This is a genomic window from uncultured Aquimarina sp. (assembly GCF_947495315.1).
Taxonomy (GTDB): domain Bacteria; phylum Bacteroidota; class Bacteroidia; order Flavobacteriales; family Flavobacteriaceae; genus Aquimarina.
On record NZ_CANLYD010000003.1, the window covers coordinates 316,896 to 334,389 of the forward strand.

A 17,494-nucleotide genomic window follows, 5' to 3' on the forward strand; every position below is an offset into this window, starting at 1 on the left:
TTAAATATTATTCCAAAAAAATCATAAAGCCTGTTAATTTTCGATAGGCTTTTTTTTAGATTTGTACTTTACCCTCCCTTTTTCTGATGATTAACCTGTTATATTAATTTTTAAAAAAGTAATATCGTTTATGATAAGATATTTGTTAATCATAGTTGTTTTCCTTTCTTCTAAAAACTATGCCCAGAAAAATGATTTTAATGGGCTTCTCTTGTTTTTTGATTCGTCCAAAAAAGAAATTCCGTTAGCGTTAGCAAAGAAGTATTTTGATTTTAGTCCTACGGAAAGATCTGAGAAATTATTTGCAGGAAAAATAGTTGCAAAAACGGACGAATATATCATTGTATCTACCGTTTTAGAATGTAGTGCAGGAGGCCGTTGCGAACAATCTTCCATAACTTCATTTAGTAATAATGGTGAAAGAATTGATACTATAGCTTATGAAAGAGAAATGGCCGATTGCTCTTTTGATGATAAAAGAGAATCCATTTTTATCTCCAGTGATTTATTGGTTTTTAAAGAGACAAGAGAAAAATTGGATTGTTTAGGAGACGGCAAGCAGATTGGGATAAAGGAGTGGTTGGAGTTTCAGCCAATAAAAGAAAATGGTACATTCTCAAAACCGTATACAGATCTAAAAGCAATTGAACGAGATAATTATATATTTTCTCATAGAGTTTTTACGCTGGGCGAACTTAATCAGAAGACTGTAGAAGAATTAGCGATTATTAAAAATGAGATTTTCGCTTCGCACGGGTATATGTTTACAACAGAAAAGTGGCAAGATTATTTCGAATCAAAATCCTGGTATATGCCTTCAGATGATGATGCTATCAGCAAGTTGACAGAAATAGAAAAAAAGAATATAGAATTGATTTTAAGTATAAAAGAATGAGGATAATAGGGATACTTATATTTATATTATTTTCAAAAGCATGTTTTGGTCAGACAAAAACCATTCACGTTTTTGTTGCTTTGTGTGATAATATAAATCAAGGTATTGTTCCCGTTCCGAAGAGCATTGGAAACGGTCAGGATCCTAAAAATAATTTATATTGGGGAGCTGGATATGGTGTAAAGACGTTTTTTAAAGTTAAAACCAGAGACTGGACACTGCTAAGAAGCATTCCTTCTAAAGATTCTAATGTTTTAGAAAGATTATTGTTTAAACACGCTACTAAAGACGTTTACATGTTAGCAGATGCATATGATGGAGCTAAAATCAAAACAAGTATAGAAGATTTTTTGAAATCATCTAATGGTCAGATTCCGATACAGATAAAAGAAAAAGAGAGTGTATTAGATTTTGGAGGTGGATCAGATTTATTAGCATATGTTGGGCATGATGGTTTAATGGATTTTGATGTGAATGTTTCTTATCAAGAATCCGTTACTAAAACAAGAGATGTCATTATTCTGGCTTGTTATAGTAAAAGTTATTTTTCTCCTGAGGTTAAAAAAGCAAAAGCTAATCCGATATTGTGGACAACACATCTTATGGCTCCTGAAGCATATACGTTAAAGGCTGCAATCGATGGATGGGTTAGGAAAGAATCAGGAAGTCAGATTGATGAAAGAGCTGCTCAATCATACCATAAATATCAAAAATGTGGTATTAGAGGAGCTAGAAATTTATTTACTACAGGTTTTTAGGATTCATAAACACTGCAAACCATTCGGATAATACCCTTTTTTCAGGGGGCTAATTGATTTCTTTTAATGATATTTTTGAGTATCAAAAAGGTAGAAGATGTTCTTATATTTTAAGAAGACTCTTTTTTTTACCTATATTTCTATGATGAATATCGAAATCGTGTATTCATTTTTATATTGAAAAAATAATGGCCGACAATCAACAGTACATCAATGAGCTCCTTCAAAAGCTGGAGATTCTTTCGAAAAAACAGGAAGTTTTTCATAGAGAAATACTAGACTTAAAACACGAAATTTATCAGTTAAAGACTTCTGAAGAGCAAAAAGAGAAACCAATTGTAGAAGAAAAAACAATTTTACCCATTGCAGAACCAGCTCTAAAAACAACAGAAGATACATCTAAACCCATTGAACCTATAGTACAGAAACAACCTGTTATACCAGCTTCGAAACCTGTGGTTAAAAAAGTTGTTAAACCAAAAGGGAAATCCAATCTAGAAAAATTCATAGGTGAAAATCTGATTAGTAAAATAGGAGTAATTATTTTAATAATTGGGGTAGCCATAGGAGCCAAATATTCTATTGATAATGATTTAATAAGCCCGTTAACTAGGATTATACTAGGATATCTTACTGGTATTGGTCTGATAGCAGTTGGGATGAAGCTAAAAAAGAAGTATCATAATTTTAGCTCGGTTTTGGTCAGTGGTGCCATTGCGATATTATATTTTATTACCTTTTTAGCGTATAGTTTATATGATCTCTTTCCACAATTATTCGCATTTGTATTAATGGTCTTGTTTACCATTTTCACAGTATTTGCAGCAATCCAATATAATAAACAGGTAATTGCTCATATAGGATTAGTAGGAGCGTATGCAGTTCCGTTTTTATTAAGCGATGGATCGGGACAAGTAGCAGTGCTATTCGGTTATATGACGATCATTAATTTGGGGATTCTATTCATAGCGTTGCAGCGATATTGGAAACCATTGTATTATTCCTCTTTTTTCCTTACTTGGTTGATTTATTTTGGGTGGTATGCTTCAGATTATGAAATTGACATTCATTTTGAGCTGGCATCTATCTTTTTACTAGTGTTTTTTGCTACATTCTACTCTATATTCTTAGTATATAAACTCAGGAAAAAAGAGAAGTTTGGTACAGGAGATGTTATACTTCAGTTGATTAATGCGTTTGTTTTTTATGGAATTGGTTTTTCTATACTAAATGATCATCCTATAGGAGAACAATTATTAGGAATATTTACTTTGGTGAATGCGATCATACATTTTGTGGTAAGCGTTGTTATTTACAGATTAAAGTTAGCAGATCGCAATCTATTTTACTTTACGTCAGGAATGGTATTGGTCTTTATCAGTATTGCATTCCCCGTGCAATTAGATGGTAATTGGGTAACACTATTGTGGGCTACAGAAGCTGCTTTATTATTTTGGATAGGTAGAACTAAAAAAGTTCCTATTTATGAAAAATTAGCATATCCAATTATTGCATTAACCTTTTTTAGTCTGATTCAGGATTGGTGGTTTTATTATGTAGAATACTCGCATGCTTCATTAGAACCAGAAACCGGAATGATCCCGTTTTTTAATATTTCTATGCTCACATCTTTACTATGTGCAGTTTCATTTGGATATATTTTGTATGTACATCGTAGTGATAAACATCCATTTCCTTGGTCGAATTACAAAACCTGGTATCAATTAATCTCTTTATGGATTTCGGCTATGTTTTTGTTCATTTTATACATGGCCTTTTTCTTAGAAATCATAGAATATTGGAATACTTTTGAGGGTAATAGATCAGAGTTTCGAGGAATTTGGTTAATAAATTATACGCTAATTTTCTTAACAGTCTTGTCTTTTGTAAATATCAAGAAGTTTAAAAATATGGTTTTTGGGTATATTAATATATTCCTTAATCTATTTACTTTACTTATTTTCTTGACGAGAGGACTTTATATATTGAGTGAGTTACGAGAAAGTTATTTGAGTCCAACGCTTCTCGAATCTGGTGAAGCAGGTTTTTATCACATTGGTATCCGGTATATTTCATTAGCTTTTGGTATTGGTTTATTGATAGCTTGTTATCAATATGTGAGACAAGAGTTTCTAGGAAGAACATTTAAGATAGCCTTTGATATTATATTACAAATTGCTATTCTTTGGATGATTAGCAGTGAGTTGATTCATTGGTTGGATATGGCTGGCTACGCATCTTCGGATAAGCTGGGATTAAGTATTCTTTGGGGTCTGTACTCATTGCTATTGATTATTTTAGGGTTTTGGAAAAAGATAAAGCATATACGGATTATCGCTTTTACACTTTTTGGAGTTACATTGATAAAACTATTCCTCTATGATATTTCGCACCTTAATACGATTTCTAAGACCATCGTATTTGTGTCCTTAGGGTTGTTATTATTGGTTATTTCTTTCTTATATAATAAATACAAACATATCATTACAGATGAGGTCAAAGATTAATATACTAGGTTGTGTACTTTTTTTAATCTGTTCTACTATATATGGACAGATCGATAAATATGAGTATAAAAGAGAGCTAAAAGGCATTACCGATAGTTGGCATCGTATTATGTTGCCCGATGAACTATTTAAAAACGTATCATCTGATCTTTCGGATATTAGAATTTATGGGATTACAAAAGAAAATGATACGGTAGAAGCTCCTTATATTTTGAAAAAAAATCAGGAGAAAAGATCTAGTAAACAAGTTAATTTCGAAATTATAAATAAAGCAACAACCAGCAAAGGATCTTTTATAACCTTCAAAATATCATCTGACCAGGCAATTAATCAGATCAAACTATTCTTTAAAGAAGATAATTTTGATAGATTAGTTAACCTAGAAGGAAGCCAAAATCTTAAGGAATGGTATTCGATTGTAGATAGCTATCGTATTCTTTCGATTAGAAATGAACTAACGGCGTATACATTCACAAGTCTTAAGCTTCCTGATTCTAAATATCAATATTATCGCCTTTTTATCAAAGGGACTACCGCACCAGAACTAAAGAATGCTCAGATAACTTTAAAGGAAACAACAGAAGGTGATTATAAGATGCATGCGATTAAATCGATGCGTACACAGGAGAAAAAACAAAATCGAAGTACCGTAATAGATATCGATTTGCAAACAGCGGTTCCAGTAAGTTATATAAAAATAGAGGGTGGTAACAATTTTGATTATTATCGATCGGTACGTATAGAATATCTTAGGGATAGTATACAAAGAGAAAAAGGATGGCGTTATAACTATCAAAATCTTAGCTCTGGAATTCTAAATTCTATAGAGGAAAATGAATTTAGATGTAATAGTACGATTACAAAAAAATTAAGAGTAATTATTAACAATCAAGATAATGAACCACTCACAATCGGTGCTATCCAGATAAAAGGATATACGCATGAACTAATCACGCGATTTACAACACCTGCCACCTATTATCTTGTCTACGGAAATGCTAGGATTGGTAAACCTTCGTATGATCTACAATATATGTCTAATATAGTTCCGGAGAAACTGAAAACAATACAATTAGGAACAGAAGAAGGTATTGAAAAGAAAGGCGAGAAGGTTGTTGCACCACTTTTTGAAAACAAAATCTGGTTGTGGGCAGTGATGGGTGTTATTATCGCATTACTTGGAGGGTTTACACTGATGATGATGAAAAAGAAGTAAGGCTTCCAGCTATATAAGAACCATTAGGAGGACGTGCGTCGAAAAAAAATGGATGGCTGTCCAAATACTAAAAACTACTTCGTCATAGAACCATATAAACCAATAAATAAATAGACTTATGAAACAATTTATGTTCCTTTTTAAAGGTGGAGACGACGTTTGGGATGCAAAATCCGAGGAAGAACAAAGTGCACACATGGAAAAGTGGATGCAATGGATTGGGCAAATGGCAGAACAAGAAAAATATGTTGGAGGTGAACGTCTTTATCCAACCATAAAAACCATTCACCCTGGAGGCACGAAAGTTACGGACAGATCTTTTGCTGAAGCTAAAGAATTAGTAGGAGGTTATATCACCGTAATGGCAGAAACAATAGAAGAAGCAACCGAAATGGCAAAAGGATGCCCTGGATTACAATGGGAATCTTCTGTAGAAGTTAGAGAAGTTTGGCCAGATGAGGCTTAATCGCAAGTGTAATTAAAAATCATAAACGATGAAAGAATTTTTAATGTTGATACGAGGAGGACAGGAAAAATATAATTCGGTATCTCCAGAAGGTATGCAAAAGCATATGGAACATTGGCAACAATGGATGGGAAGCTTGGCACAAGAAGATAAATTAGTAGGAGGACAACCTTTAATGAATGAAGGAAGTACCATGACAGAAGGAGGAAAGAAAGTCATTGATCGCCCATTTGCAGAAGGAAAAGAATTGGTAGGAGGATACCTGCTTATTAAAGCAGATTCTCTAGCGCATGCTACAGAGATCGCAAAAGACTGCCCTAGTTTTGAGTATGATTGTAGTGTAGAAGTTCGTGAAATAGCTCCGATGGATTAAACGATCATATTGGAATCAAAAGATCACATAGACAATACAATAAACCATCTTTTTAGACAAGAGTCCGGAAAGATGGTTGCTGTTTTGATCAAAATCTTCGGTACAGAAAACATAGAACTTGCAGAAGATGTAGTGCAAGATGCATTGGTGAGTGCATTAGAAACCTGGAAGTATAGAGGAATGCCGGATAACCCAAGAGCATGGTTATATCGTACAGCCCGCAACAAAGCAATAGATATTATCAGAAGAAAAAAGCACAGTAAAACCATTGACTTCTCTGATCCCGAACGTAAACTACTGACCTCAGAATATACATTAGCCAGTACCATGAATGATTTCTGGAAAGAACAACATATACAAGATGATTTTTTGGCAATGATGTATGCATGTTGTCATCCGGATATTTCGCAGGAAAACCAGATTACATTTATTCTTAAATCTCTTTGCGGATTTAGTACCAAAGAAGTTGCTAAATCTTTTCTTACCTCAGAAGATACCATCTCTAAACGATTATATCGTACTAAAGAATATTTCAGAAAACATAAGATACGACCAAGCATACCATTTCCGGAAGAAATTGGCACTAGAACTTCTGTTGTATTAAGTACGATCTATTTGATGTTTAATGAAGGATATAATTCTACCCATGATGATCAATTAATACGAAAAGATCTGATCTCACAAGCCATGTGGTTATGCAAATCATTGTTAGATAGTGAGCGTACCCAATTGCCAGAAGCATACGCATTGATGGCGTTGATGTGTTTTCATACCGCTAGAGTAGATAGTCGAATTACCAAACAAGGAGCGCTCATACTATTACCAGATCAGGACAGAAGTACCTGGAATACAGAACTGATTCGATTGGGAGGTAACTATCTTAATCAAGCTGCATTTGGCGATGCACTAACTACATATCATTTAGAAGCTGCGATTGCCTATAAGCATTGTACCGCCTCTAGCTATGCAACTACAGATTGGAAAGAAATTCTTACGTATTATGATCTTTTATTAAGAATAGAAAATGATCCTATTGTGTTTTTGAACCGATGCTTAGTATTATTAGAGTTAAACGGCCCTGAAAAGGCATTACTGGCGATACAAGAGATCAAAGATCATAAATTACTAAACAAGTATTATCTATATCATGCGATTCTGGGGGAGATCCATGAACGTTTGATGCAACCTAATAAAGCAGTGGAGTATTATCAACAAGCAATACAACTTACCCAATCGAAACCAGAGCAACATTGCTTACAACAAAAAATATCCCGTATTCTTAATTAAAGAATGTTCTGAATTGTCATTCCAGACCTGATTTGGAATTCAGAGTTTCTAAGAAAATAGGGCCTGTCTGAGTGGTACGCTTTTTTACGTGGTGCATCGAAGATAAGCTGTTTTTTGATCAATAAATAGTTCATCCGTATACATTTTACTTTTTTATTTAGGGAATATTCCGTTATTTTAAGAATTGTAAGAAAATGCTTGTTTGTAAATATGTAATTATAGACTTACAAACGATTACAATTGAATGTATAATATAAATATACCCAATAGAATATATACAATTGTTGTGCTTCATTATTCAGAAACCCACCTATTAAATTTAAAATCATACATTTAGAGAAACTAACCTCTAATGATAAAATTCATTAGAAAAATTCGTCAAAAAATGAAACGTATTATTATAGCATTTGTTTTTACAGGAATTTTGATTTCTTGTAATTCATCAGACAAAACTAAAAACGCAATACAGGAATCCTTTACAATAGAAACTGTAACAGATAGTACATCAAATGATGTCAAGAAACAATTAAGCGCTATTGATACTGATGAAGCTTTAATTGCAACAGCATTAATGGCTGCTCCCAAGGAAAGCAGATCGGGATGTAAAGTTATTGGATATAATATGGCTGGTGAATTTGTGACGCTGAGAGAAGGAGATAATGAGTTTATTGTTCTAGCAGATAATCCTAATAAAGATGGATTTAGTGCCGCATGTTATCACAAAGACCTTGAACCCTTTATGGCAAGAGGAAGAGCCTTGAGAGCAGAAGGAAAGACAGGAGAAGAAATCTTTGCTATCCGTGAAGCAGAAATGAAATCAGGTCAAATTAAAATAACTCCTGGATCGACTTTACACATCTACTACGGGGAAAAAACAGTGTATGACCTTGAAACCTTAAAAGTTGAAGGTGCTCAACTCCGTTATGTGGTATATATGCCATGGGCCACATCAGAATCTACTGGTTTGCCAGAAGTCCCAATGGCTCCAAACCATCCTTGGATTATGAATCCCGGAACACATAGAGCACACATTATGATTTCTCCTTTACCAGAAGATAGAGAGTAATTTAATTGAGGAACTAAAATAAATGATATTACTGATAGAAACAGAACTAAAAAAGAGGAAATATCGAAAACATAACAATGCTATAATTAATACGGGTTTTGGTGTTTAACCCAATGTTTATAGCTTTAACCCAAGTCCGTAAATCTTTAAAGCCTTTGCTGAGCTTGTCGAAGTATGACTTTATAACAAAGAATATAAAACAAAATATAAACTTTGGCTAAGTGCAAATTCGAAAGTTCACTACTTTTAATTCCTGTACTAATCATAGCCGAGACGTTAGCAATTATTAAATGAAAATAAAACTTTTACTAATCTTTTCTATTATTTCAATGTTTAGGCTTTATGCCCAATCAAATAATAATGATCAATTTAAAATTATAAGAGCTGTAAATGACACAATACATAATGTTAAAGTATTACCTGAAAAAGCCTTTTCGGATGAGTATAACCTTCTAATTACAGGGTTTAATTCTGACTTAACTAAGGGGGAAAATAAAAATGTAATCAAAATAGAATGGGGAAGCTACTATATTGATGGATTTTATATGCTAGTGATTACTCCAAGACAAATATATCTGAGAAGTGGTCATAATAACCCTAATCAAAGCTTTTTATATTGGTTATCTGATTTTTCGGAAAAGCAATTTTCTCTAATCAAAGATTTTTTAGAAGAAGACTCTCAAAAATCAATAATTAAAAGTAAATCGAGAAATGTTAAATATCTATCTTATGATTTTAAAAAGGCCATAATAGAAGCTGATATTTCAAAAAAAAATCCCACTACAAAAAATGAAAGATATGAAAACCTGAAGAGAATAATAAAATTGATAAATAAATCAATACCTAATAAAATTAAAATTCCGTCTAAAAAAGAATTTAATAATATTAATACGATTAGAGTAATATATCATATTGACGATTTAGATATAGAAATGTCTGCATTGAAACGAGTAAAAAAATAACAATTGCTAACACGATGTAAACTCAATACTTTTTAGTGCTTTACCCAAAGTTAGTTGTGTATTTGGAAAGTCGGCGTCACAAATTTTATTATTTTAATTCCTAAATTTAAAAACTAAAAAGTGCAATGCCTTTTGGGCTGCCGAAAGTTAGTTACTTTCTACGCGCACAGACGTTTACATTAACCGTTAGCTGTCATACAAAAAACTAAATGGTAATAACAAAAGAAAAACTTGAAAAAGATTTACATATTGAAGGTTCTTATAAAATAACTGTAAAACTCAAAACTAAAAAAATCGATTTGAGGCTAGATCCTGATGATGCATCAATCGAAGAAACTATATCATTAGCTAACAAATTCTTAGATAATTTTGAGTACTATGAGAAAAAAGCGATGGATATTATTATAAGAGATTTTTTAGATAATTATAACGAGAATTGGGCAGATGATGAAGATGGATTTTCGCAACTAGATGAACAAGGATTTCGGAATAATTTAGAGTTAAATACTATCAATTTCTTATCAAAAGATTCAATAGATATATTTTATAATGAAAATGGAATGTTTGGAAATCACTCCTTGATTGCGCAATCATTTGATGGAGAAAATTTTGATGATTCAACAATGTATGGATAAAAACACGTCAGCTAACAAAATGACTACGGAAATTGATTTAATCGGAATTTACAAGGTGGAATCGGGAAAAGATGTTCACCTTATTGAATTAGGAATTAAAACTAATCATAAGAATATAGATATTGGGGAATTTACGCAAGAGCAGCACAGAATTGACCGATTGAACTGGCAAACTCCTTGGGACGAAAAGTTTCTGAACGATAGCGGGATAAAAATAATTGGAGACTGGATAAATTCACCAATTGACAATTCTGATTTTACCAGAATTGTCTTTTTTCTTCATTTTGTGGACTTTAAAAAACCTCTATCTACACAATTTGGTAATGTGGAATTGAAAACAGTGAAGGAAATGCCAAAAAGGTTGTCGAACTTAATTGAATATGAAAAACCTTAAAAAATGTTAGCTAACAAGTTTTATGAAAGCATTGTGACTTTGCCACAACGATTCATACACGATACGTTGGCACTAATACAGTAAAAGTGTTAATAAAATAAAAAATCCATAGATATGATTTTTAGTAAAAAATTATTTACACCTAATGCTTTATATTTCATGACTTCCATAATGTTATTTTTATCATCATTTGTTATGTCTCAAGAAAAAAAGCCTAAAGGTTCAGAATTAGCTGAACCAGAAATTGAAAAGATGGTATCAAAAATTAATACTGAAGTTAATCCTAAATTTGTTTACGATTATGACAAGACAAAATTTGTTCCTCAACAGGGAAGAAAATTACTTATCATGGGACAAACTGTTGAAAGTATAAAAGAGTATAAAGATAACTTTCAAAATGAACCAGTTCCAAGTGGTTGGTCAGCTTATTGGGGAGTAACTGAATTTAAAGGTATTACTAAGTCTCATAAAAACGATACTGGCAGTACACAAAATCATCAAATGTTAATTGATAGCTTTCCTAATACAGTTATACAAAGTGCAATGTGGATGGTAGGCAAATGGGATGTCGCAAAAAAAGCTGGCAAAGGAGACTATGATAAGGTTATCAAAAAATATGGTGCTTGGGCAAAATCTACTAATCGACCTATTTACCTAAGAATAGGCTACGAATTTGATGGACCTCATAACGAACTAGAACCCAAGAAATATATAAAAGCATACAGGCATATCGTTGACCTTTTACGAGAAGAAGATGTGAATAATATTGCATTTGTTTGGCACTCTTACGCTTCTGTACCTTTCAAAAACTACAAACTATCTGATTGGTATCCTGGTGATGATTATGTGGATTGGATAGGCATCTCAGTTTTTGGTCAGGCATACGGTAATTCTGATTTTGGTACATATTGTAATGACGTTCTACAATTTGCCAAACTAAAGAAAAAACCTGTAATGATTGCTGAATCTAATCCAATCAAAGGTATTTATAATGACAATATTGATGTTTGGGATCAGTGGTTTGTTAATTTTTTCAGCTTCATTTATAATAAGAATGTCAAAGCCGTTAGTTTCATAAACGAAGATTGGAAAAGACTCTACATTCAAGGAATTTCTAATTGGAAAGATTCTCGCCTTTTTAATAATGAAAAAATATCAAGGGCGTGGTTTATGGAAACCAATAAAAATATGTATTTAAAACAATCGCCTGAACTCTATGAACAATTAGGATATAAAAAACAAAAATAGTTAATCATTCGATGTATTGGTTTTATACGCTATAGAAATACTAGTGCGGACAACGAGTATAAAACATAGCTAATAAGTACTAAATCGAAAGACTTGTACTTATTTTCAAAAACCGCCAAATTTTTAATTTGGCTTTAGAACTAAAAAGTAAAAACAAAATATAAAAATTTGGCTCTGTGATAAACCCAAAATGTAGTATCTTTTTACACGCTACGTTTCATACACTGTACTGTTACCCGTAATTATCAAAAATGACTCTAATAGAACTAATACATTATTTTAGGACAAACGGAAATCAAGACGAATTCTTTAAAAACAATTCTCTAGATACTGAATCTGAAGTTGTTGAAATTTATATGCAAAAACCTTTCTCTCTTGAAAATGAAATAAAGTTTTTCGAAATAGAAAAATCCAGAGGTAAGGTTGAATATGAAATAGATAATGTCAAATACTTTAATCTTATAGATTTCTATTATTTTATTGACTTTATAGAAGACTCTAAAAAGAAAAAGAATGAAAATATGACTGACATAAAACTTGCTGAAATATTACTAAATTATTGTATTAATGATGCATAAAAAACTTCTAAATAGAAAAAATAAAGCTACACACAACAATGTTAGGCGGAATTAAAAGGACCGCTTATACTGGATCTAGATGTTGGTAGTAATTCGACCAAACCAAAGTTTTTTATGTATTTGCTAAGACGCAAAAATTTTAGGATTAAAAAGTTATAAAATCAATGCGGATTTGTCGATAGTTTGGTAACATTTTGCCCTGCTACGGTTCATATATTTGCCATTATTCTTCAGTAAAAACCTAAAAGCATCATCTTGTTTATTAAAAAATGACAAATATATTACTGAGTTATTCAATTTAATAATTTGTTTAAACGTTTAAACTTGTTTACTTTTATGAAAATTTCCATAAAAATAGTAGTATGTATAAAAAGAAAAAAGTTCAATTAAAAGATATAGCACAAGAAGCAAATGTTTCTGTAGCATTGGTATCTTATGTGTTGAACGGACGACATACTAACAGAATTAAACCAGAAACTGCCGAACGTATAAAAGAAGCCGCTATGCGGTTGAATTATCAGCCTAATTATTTTGCTAAAGGGTTAAAAACACAAAAGAGTTATACCATAGGACTTGTTTTGGCAGATTTAACGAATCCATTTTCGACTCAAATCACACGAGCGATTGAAAATGAACTGAACAATCATCAGTACAATATACTAATAGGGAGTACAGATGAAAATGGAGATAAGTTGAGAAATTTGATAGACGTTTTTAGAAGCCGTCAGGTAGATGGATTAATTATTTTACCTACTGAAAATTCCGAGAAAGTAATTACCGAACTTCACGAATCTGGTTTTCCATATGTATTGATAGACAGATATTTTAGAGATACTGCTTTCAATTTTGTAGTTAATGATAATTATTTTACGACTTTTTCAGCAACTAAGCGATTGATAAAAAGAGGTAAGAGAAAAATTGGTTTTATTACTTTAAAAACTAATCTCTTTCATATTTCTGAAAGAAAACGTGGGTTTATTGAAGCCTGTGAGGAAGCAGGAATAGACATAACAGATTGTATTGTAGAAGCTACATTAGAGCAGTTAGACAAGGAAGTGAGAGCCGGAATAAATAACATAAAACAAAAATATTCCAACTTAGATGCGTTATTGTTTTCAACAGATAACTTGATGCTATGTGGTTTACAATATGCCATAAAGTATAAGTTATATGTAGAGAATAGAATTGAATTAATGGCAGTTGATGAGGCTAGGTTTTATAATATTTACCCTTCTCCTATTCAATATTATAAGCAACCACTGGCCGAAATGGGACAAAAAGCAGTTCAGTTTCTAATGTCAAAAATTGAAGGGAATAAATCTCAGACTATCCAAGAAATAGTAAAAGGAAAATTAGTCGGTTGAGAAAAAGCTGCTTTGGGTCATAAATATTTTTTTAATAATACGTTTAATCGTTTAAACAAAATAAAATGAATAAAAAACCAACATTAACCTTTGGACAAATCTGGAATATGTGTTTCGGGTTTTTAGGTGTTCAATTTGGAATGGGCTTGACTTTAGCCAATATGAGCCCCATTTACAGATATCTTGGAGCAGATGAAGCGAGCCTTCCTATTCTTTGGTTAGCTGGACCTATTACGGGGTTGGTAATTCAACCAATTATTGGAGCTATGGGTGATAATACTTGGGGTAAATGGGGACGTCGCCGACCTTATTATACTATTGGTGCTATCATAGCAAGTATTTGTCTTATAGCTATGCCACATTCATCAACAGTATGGGTTGCCGCAGGGTTATTGTGGTTTTTAGATGGCGCAGTTAATACGTCAATGGAGTCTTTTAGAGCTATGGTAGGTGACATGGTACCAAAGAAGCAGCAATCTATTACGTTTTCTGTCCAAACATTTATGATCGGAGTAGGTCAATTATTTTCTGCTGTAATGCCCTATTTGTTGACCCTTATTGGCGTAGCAATTATGGCCGAATCTAATACCGTCCCGGATTTTGTAAAATATGCTTTTATGGCAGGAGCATTCATTATTTTGAGTTCTATTCTTTGGACAGGTTATACCACGAAAGAATATCCACCAGAAGATATGGAAGCCTTCAAAAAAAGGAAAACAGAACGTGGTGGTTTACTCAATACTTTTAAAGAAATTTTTCAAGCCGTAAAAGAAATGCCTTTAGTCTTGAGACAAATTTGGTGGGTGAAGTTGACAATTTGGTACGGGTTTCCATTGATGTGGCAATATATGTCCTTATCATTTGCAAGACATGTCTATGATGCTCCTAACCCTGAAGTAGAGGGGTTTTCCGATGGAGTAGCTATGGGTGGAGTAGGTATGGCTATTTATTGTTCAGCACCAATTTTTATGTCTTTTATTTTTAATCGGTTGATTTCAAAATACGGAACGCGTAAACTTTGGGCTTTATTTCAGGTCATTGGTGGATTTGGATTTATCGCGTTTCAATTTACCAATTCTCTACCTTGGCTTTTTGTATTCTGTTTCCTAATAGGAATAGGGTTTTCGGGCGTTTGTACACTCCCATATTTGATGCTGACGCGTACAGTCCCAAAAGAGCGGGTTGGTGTTTACATGGGACTATTAAATGCTTTCATATGTATTCCGCAGATTATAAGTATGTTGACAATTCCTCTTTATTATGAGCCTGGATTAGGTGGAGACCCACGCAATGCATTGCTCCTTGCGGGAATATTATGGATTATTGCAGCCCCTTTGGCCTTGCGCATTTCCAAAACGGTTGATACTCTTGGTTAATGTGAAAATGCATTTTTACATTAACCGTTGTGTGTAATTTAACGCAACCAAATGGGAATTTGGACATCTACTTAAAAATAGATTCATGAAAAAACTGATTTATCTTCTCGTCCTAGCTTTCGGAATAATTTCTTGTAGTTCCGACGATGAAATCGAAAATAATGGATATGAATTTATAACGGAATATTCAACCGCTGTTACTGTTGGTGGTATAGTTGGAATATCTGAACGAACTTTTGAAATTGGAGAAATTTATACTGGAACTGACCAAGGTAATGGTATGATAATAATAAGAATTGCAGAACATTCAGAATTAAATGATGATTGTCCAAATAGTTGGTGCTATCAAGAATTATTGGATGTTCCGAGTGAATTTCTAAAATTGGTGGAATGAGCAATGAACTTGAATAGAAAAACAAGTCTTTTTAAGTTAACCCACTTCTTAAAATATCCTCAAAGATTCCTCTTTTTTAGTTAATTTGTATTCCACTTAGGAGAAACTCTATTGGAAAAATTTTCTGGAAATAAGCCTGTCTTTTTCTAAATCCCTTACCAATTGAATAAACATTTTACTTGAAATCTCAGGAATTTTCTTTTATAATATTCCTGAACGCAAATCGTCTTCTAATAAATAAAACAAAATCAAAGGATTCCATTTTGTCCCTATAAAATTCATTATATAATTTAATGGATAACTATTTTCTTTATTCAAATTTATGTTATTGATTTTCCATGTTTTACTAGTTTTTAATAACGATACTACTTTTTATTAAGTTATTGACAATCAGTAAATGAAATATAGATTAATTTAGAAATCTAAAATATAACTTATGACGACTAGTAACAATTATCCAAAATCATTTTCACATATCGGAATAACAGTTCCAAATATAAAGGAGGCAGTAAAATTCTATTCGGAGGTAATGGGCTGGTACATAATTATGGAACCTTCAAAAGTCAAAAAGGAAAAGGAAACCGCTATAGGTCAAATGTGTATTGATGTTTTCGGAAACGATTGGACAGAATTTGAAATTGCTCATTTAGCAACTTCAGACGGAATTGGAATTGAATTATTTTCCTTTCCGAATGGAATTAAAGAAGCACCTGAATTTAATCCTTTTAATACGGGTCTATTTCATTTTTGTGTACAAGACCCAAATATTGAGGAACTCATAGATAAAATTTTGTCTTATGGCGGAAAACAGAGAATGCCAATCAGAGAATACTATCCGAATGAAAAACCTTTCAAAATGTGTTATGTAGAAGACCCATTTGGAATTGTTTTTGAAATCTACACGCATAGTTATGAACTGACATATTCTTCAGGTGCATATTCAAAATAAAAACTAGTGGGTAATAAGGTATGTAACTAATTGCTGTAGTCATTGTCTACTTGGAAAAATCCGCAGGAATTTTCCACAGGTTCGTTTTCTTTTATTATTTTTAAGCTAGCCAACGCAACATATCATACAAAACACCTTGTGTTTCATTATCATTAGCCATTAACCAATGATAAAATTCTTTAGAAAAATTCGCCAAAAAATGCTGACTGAAACTAAATTCGGCAAATATCTACTATATGCACTTGGAGAAATAATACTAGTTGTAATTGGAATTTTAATAGCTGTTACTATCAACAATAGTCAGCAGAATAAAATAATACTAAAAAAAGAACAAACGTACCTTAAAGGATTACAGGAAGAATTCAAAACGAGTAAACTAAAACTAAATGAGCTATTAGAAGTTAATAAACAAAACTATTTGGGTGCTAAAACGATAATGGAAAACATTTCTAATCCAAATAAGTCATTAAATGAAAAACAATTCTCAGAATTATTATTTCGTTCTTTTTCTTCAGATATTTATTTTAACGCTAATAATTCGCTTTTAAATGAGATTATTAACTCCGGTAGTCTAAAAGATATTAGAAACATTAAACTTAGAATACGATTAACAAATTGGGAAGCTACCTTAGAAGATATAGCTAGACAAGAGAAAGAACTCGCTAATCAAAGAGTAAAAGTGCTAGATATGTTTAGAACAAATAAAAACAGTATTAAAACTATTTTTGAACAAACGCATCCTAATTCCGAAATAAATTTTCAGAAGACGAAAAGTAGTGTTAGCAATTTGAATTTATTAGAATCGCTAGAATTTGAAAACAATATCTTAATGTTTCATTTGACCAGTAAGGCAACTGAAACATCACACTATAAACCACTAATGAAAGAACTTAATTCAATTTTGGAGTCATTAGAAACGGAAATTGAATAATGAACGCACAACAAAGATGGCTACAAGTAATTGTTTCTTCTGGTCTAATTCTGAAAATTCTAGCGGATTTTCAGTTTGGTGTATACTTGCAAACA

18 protein-coding genes and 1 pseudogene are annotated in these 17,494 nt (G+C 32.2%); 18 read left to right on the forward strand and 1 reads right to left on the reverse strand.

Going from position 1 to position 17,494, the window contains the following annotated elements; translation table 11 throughout:
* The first annotated feature begins 130 nt into the window (after positions 1–130).
* The 16 genes from Q0910_RS07220 to Q0910_RS07295 all read left to right on the forward strand — a co-directional run bounded on the left by Q0910_RS07220 (position 131) and on the right by Q0910_RS07295 (position 15,519).
* Positions 131–895, forward strand: a complete 765-nt coding sequence (locus tag Q0910_RS07220; RefSeq protein ID WP_299214168.1) for a YARHG domain-containing protein — start codon at positions 131–133, stop codon at positions 893–895.
* Positions 892–1,653: a hypothetical protein gene (locus Q0910_RS07225; RefSeq protein ID WP_299214171.1), complete on the forward strand. Its 762-nt coding sequence runs from the start codon at positions 892–894 to the stop codon at positions 1,651–1,653. Before Q0910_RS07220 ends, Q0910_RS07225 begins: the two co-directional genes overlap by 4 nt.
* A 188-nt stretch (positions 1,654–1,841) precedes the next feature.
* Positions 1,842–4,160 carry a DUF2339 domain-containing protein gene (locus Q0910_RS07230; protein ID WP_299214174.1) on the forward strand — a complete coding sequence of 773 codons (2,319 nt, stop codon included), beginning with the start codon at positions 1,842–1,844 and terminating at the stop codon, positions 4,158–4,160.
* A complete protein-coding gene (locus Q0910_RS07235) occupies positions 4,144–5,376 on the forward strand; it encodes a DUF3999 family protein (RefSeq protein WP_299214177.1) in 1,233 nt (410 codons plus the stop codon). Before Q0910_RS07230 ends, Q0910_RS07235 begins: the two co-directional genes overlap by 17 nt.
* Before the next feature lie 118 nt (positions 5,377–5,494).
* Positions 5,495–5,842, forward strand: coding sequence for a YciI family protein (locus Q0910_RS07240; RefSeq protein WP_299214180.1), 348 nt, complete (start codon positions 5,495–5,497; stop codon positions 5,840–5,842).
* Positions 5,843–5,870: 28 nt separating this feature from the next.
* Positions 5,871–6,215 carry a YciI family protein gene (locus Q0910_RS07245; RefSeq protein WP_299214182.1) on the forward strand — a complete coding sequence of 115 codons (345 nt, stop codon included), beginning with the start codon at positions 5,871–5,873 and terminating at the stop codon, positions 6,213–6,215.
* Positions 6,216–6,224: 9 nt separating this feature from the next.
* Complete coding sequence (locus tag Q0910_RS07250) at positions 6,225–7,502, forward strand: sigma-70 family RNA polymerase sigma factor (RefSeq protein ID WP_299214185.1); 1,278 nt, start codon at positions 6,225–6,227, stop codon at positions 7,500–7,502.
* Between the two features lie 385 nt (positions 7,503–7,887).
* A complete protein-coding gene (locus Q0910_RS07255) occupies positions 7,888–8,568 on the forward strand; it encodes a hypothetical protein (protein ID WP_299214188.1) in 681 nt (226 codons plus the stop codon).
* A 290-nt stretch (positions 8,569–8,858) separates the two neighbouring features.
* A complete protein-coding gene (locus tag Q0910_RS07260; protein WP_299214192.1) occupies positions 8,859–9,530 on the forward strand; it encodes a hypothetical protein in 672 nt (223 codons plus the stop codon).
* A 209-nt stretch (positions 9,531–9,739) separates the two neighbouring features.
* Positions 9,740–10,165 carry a DUF2262 domain-containing protein gene (locus Q0910_RS07265; RefSeq protein WP_299214195.1) on the forward strand — a complete coding sequence of 142 codons (426 nt, stop codon included), beginning with the start codon at positions 9,740–9,742 and terminating at the stop codon, positions 10,163–10,165.
* 19 nt (positions 10,166–10,184) lie between these two features.
* The gene (locus Q0910_RS07270; RefSeq protein ID WP_299214198.1) at positions 10,185–10,559 is read left to right on the forward strand and encodes a hypothetical protein; all 375 of its coding nucleotides are present in this window, start codon (positions 10,185–10,187) and stop codon (positions 10,557–10,559) included.
* Positions 10,560–10,673: 114 nt separating this feature from the next.
* Positions 10,674–11,807 (forward strand): glycosyl hydrolase, encoded by a 1,134-nt coding sequence (locus Q0910_RS07275; RefSeq protein ID WP_299214201.1) that lies wholly within the window; start codon positions 10,674–10,676, stop codon positions 11,805–11,807.
* 251 nt (positions 11,808–12,058) lie between these two features.
* On the forward strand, positions 12,059–12,385 hold the full coding sequence (locus Q0910_RS07280; RefSeq protein WP_299214204.1) for a hypothetical protein: 327 nt from the start codon (positions 12,059–12,061) through the stop codon (positions 12,383–12,385).
* A gap of 362 nt (positions 12,386–12,747) precedes the next feature.
* Positions 12,748–13,749 (forward strand): LacI family DNA-binding transcriptional regulator, encoded by a 1,002-nt coding sequence (locus tag Q0910_RS07285; RefSeq protein WP_299214206.1) that lies wholly within the window; start codon positions 12,748–12,750, stop codon positions 13,747–13,749.
* Between the two features lie 65 nt (positions 13,750–13,814).
* Complete coding sequence (locus tag Q0910_RS07290; protein ID WP_299214208.1) at positions 13,815–15,125, forward strand: MFS transporter; 1,311 nt, start codon at positions 13,815–13,817, stop codon at positions 15,123–15,125.
* An 85-nt stretch (positions 15,126–15,210) separates the two neighbouring features.
* Positions 15,211–15,519, forward strand: a complete 309-nt coding sequence (locus Q0910_RS07295) for a hypothetical protein (protein ID WP_299214211.1) — start codon at positions 15,211–15,213, stop codon at positions 15,517–15,519.
* Positions 15,520–15,630: 111 nt separating this feature from the next.
* On the opposite strand, the pseudogene Q0910_RS07300 reads toward Q0910_RS07295, so the two are convergent.
* Positions 15,631–15,801: pseudogene (locus Q0910_RS07300) on the reverse strand (winged helix-turn-helix transcriptional regulator); the annotation flags it as partial.
* Positions 15,802–15,955: 154 nt separating this feature from the next.
* Between Q0910_RS07300 and Q0910_RS07305 the strand changes: the two are divergent.
* Together Q0910_RS07305 and Q0910_RS07310 are read left to right on the forward strand one after the other, a co-directional pair.
* Positions 15,956–16,468, forward strand: a complete 513-nt coding sequence (locus Q0910_RS07305; RefSeq protein WP_299214214.1) for a VOC family protein — start codon at positions 15,956–15,958, stop codon at positions 16,466–16,468.
* Positions 16,469–16,667: 199 nt separating this feature from the next.
* Positions 16,668–17,399, forward strand: coding sequence for a hypothetical protein (locus Q0910_RS07310; protein WP_299214217.1), 732 nt, complete (start codon positions 16,668–16,670; stop codon positions 17,397–17,399).
* Positions 17,400–17,494 lie beyond the last annotated feature (95 nt).

What these genes read in the sequence shown, in the direction of transcription:
- Q0910_RS07220 (WP_299214168.1), top strand. Translation starts at nt 131, where the DNA reads ATGATAAGATATTTGTTAATCATAGTTGTTTTCCTTTCTTCTAAAAAC.
- Q0910_RS07225 (WP_299214171.1), top strand. Translation starts at nt 892, where the DNA reads ATGAGGATAATAGGGATACTTATATTTATATTATTTTCAAAAGCATGT.
- Q0910_RS07230 (WP_299214174.1), top strand. Translation starts at nt 1,842, where the DNA reads ATGGCCGACAATCAACAGTACATCAATGAGCTCCTTCAAAAGCTGGAG.
- Q0910_RS07235 (WP_299214177.1), top strand. Translation starts at nt 4,144, where the DNA reads ATGAGGTCAAAGATTAATATACTAGGTTGTGTACTTTTTTTAATCTGT.
- Q0910_RS07240 (WP_299214180.1), top strand. Translation starts at nt 5,495, where the DNA reads ATGAAACAATTTATGTTCCTTTTTAAAGGTGGAGACGACGTTTGGGAT.
- Q0910_RS07245 (WP_299214182.1), top strand. Translation starts at nt 5,871, where the DNA reads ATGAAAGAATTTTTAATGTTGATACGAGGAGGACAGGAAAAATATAAT.
- Q0910_RS07255 (WP_299214188.1), top strand. Translation starts at nt 7,888, where the DNA reads ATGAAACGTATTATTATAGCATTTGTTTTTACAGGAATTTTGATTTCT.
- Q0910_RS07260 (WP_299214192.1), top strand. Translation starts at nt 8,859, where the DNA reads ATGAAAATAAAACTTTTACTAATCTTTTCTATTATTTCAATGTTTAGG.
- Q0910_RS07265 (WP_299214195.1), top strand. Translation starts at nt 9,740, where the DNA reads ATGGTAATAACAAAAGAAAAACTTGAAAAAGATTTACATATTGAAGGT.
- Q0910_RS07270 (WP_299214198.1), top strand. Translation starts at nt 10,185, where the DNA reads ATGACTACGGAAATTGATTTAATCGGAATTTACAAGGTGGAATCGGGA.
- Q0910_RS07275 (WP_299214201.1), top strand. Translation starts at nt 10,674, where the DNA reads ATGATTTTTAGTAAAAAATTATTTACACCTAATGCTTTATATTTCATG.
- Q0910_RS07280 (WP_299214204.1), top strand. Translation starts at nt 12,059, where the DNA reads ATGACTCTAATAGAACTAATACATTATTTTAGGACAAACGGAAATCAA.
- Q0910_RS07285 (WP_299214206.1), top strand. Translation starts at nt 12,748, where the DNA reads ATGTATAAAAAGAAAAAAGTTCAATTAAAAGATATAGCACAAGAAGCA.
- Q0910_RS07290 (WP_299214208.1), top strand. Translation starts at nt 13,815, where the DNA reads ATGAATAAAAAACCAACATTAACCTTTGGACAAATCTGGAATATGTGT.
- Q0910_RS07295 (WP_299214211.1), top strand. Translation starts at nt 15,211, where the DNA reads ATGAAAAAACTGATTTATCTTCTCGTCCTAGCTTTCGGAATAATTTCT.
- Q0910_RS07305 (WP_299214214.1), top strand. Translation starts at nt 15,956, where the DNA reads ATGACGACTAGTAACAATTATCCAAAATCATTTTCACATATCGGAATA.
- Q0910_RS07310 (WP_299214217.1), top strand. Translation starts at nt 16,668, where the DNA reads ATGCTGACTGAAACTAAATTCGGCAAATATCTACTATATGCACTTGGA.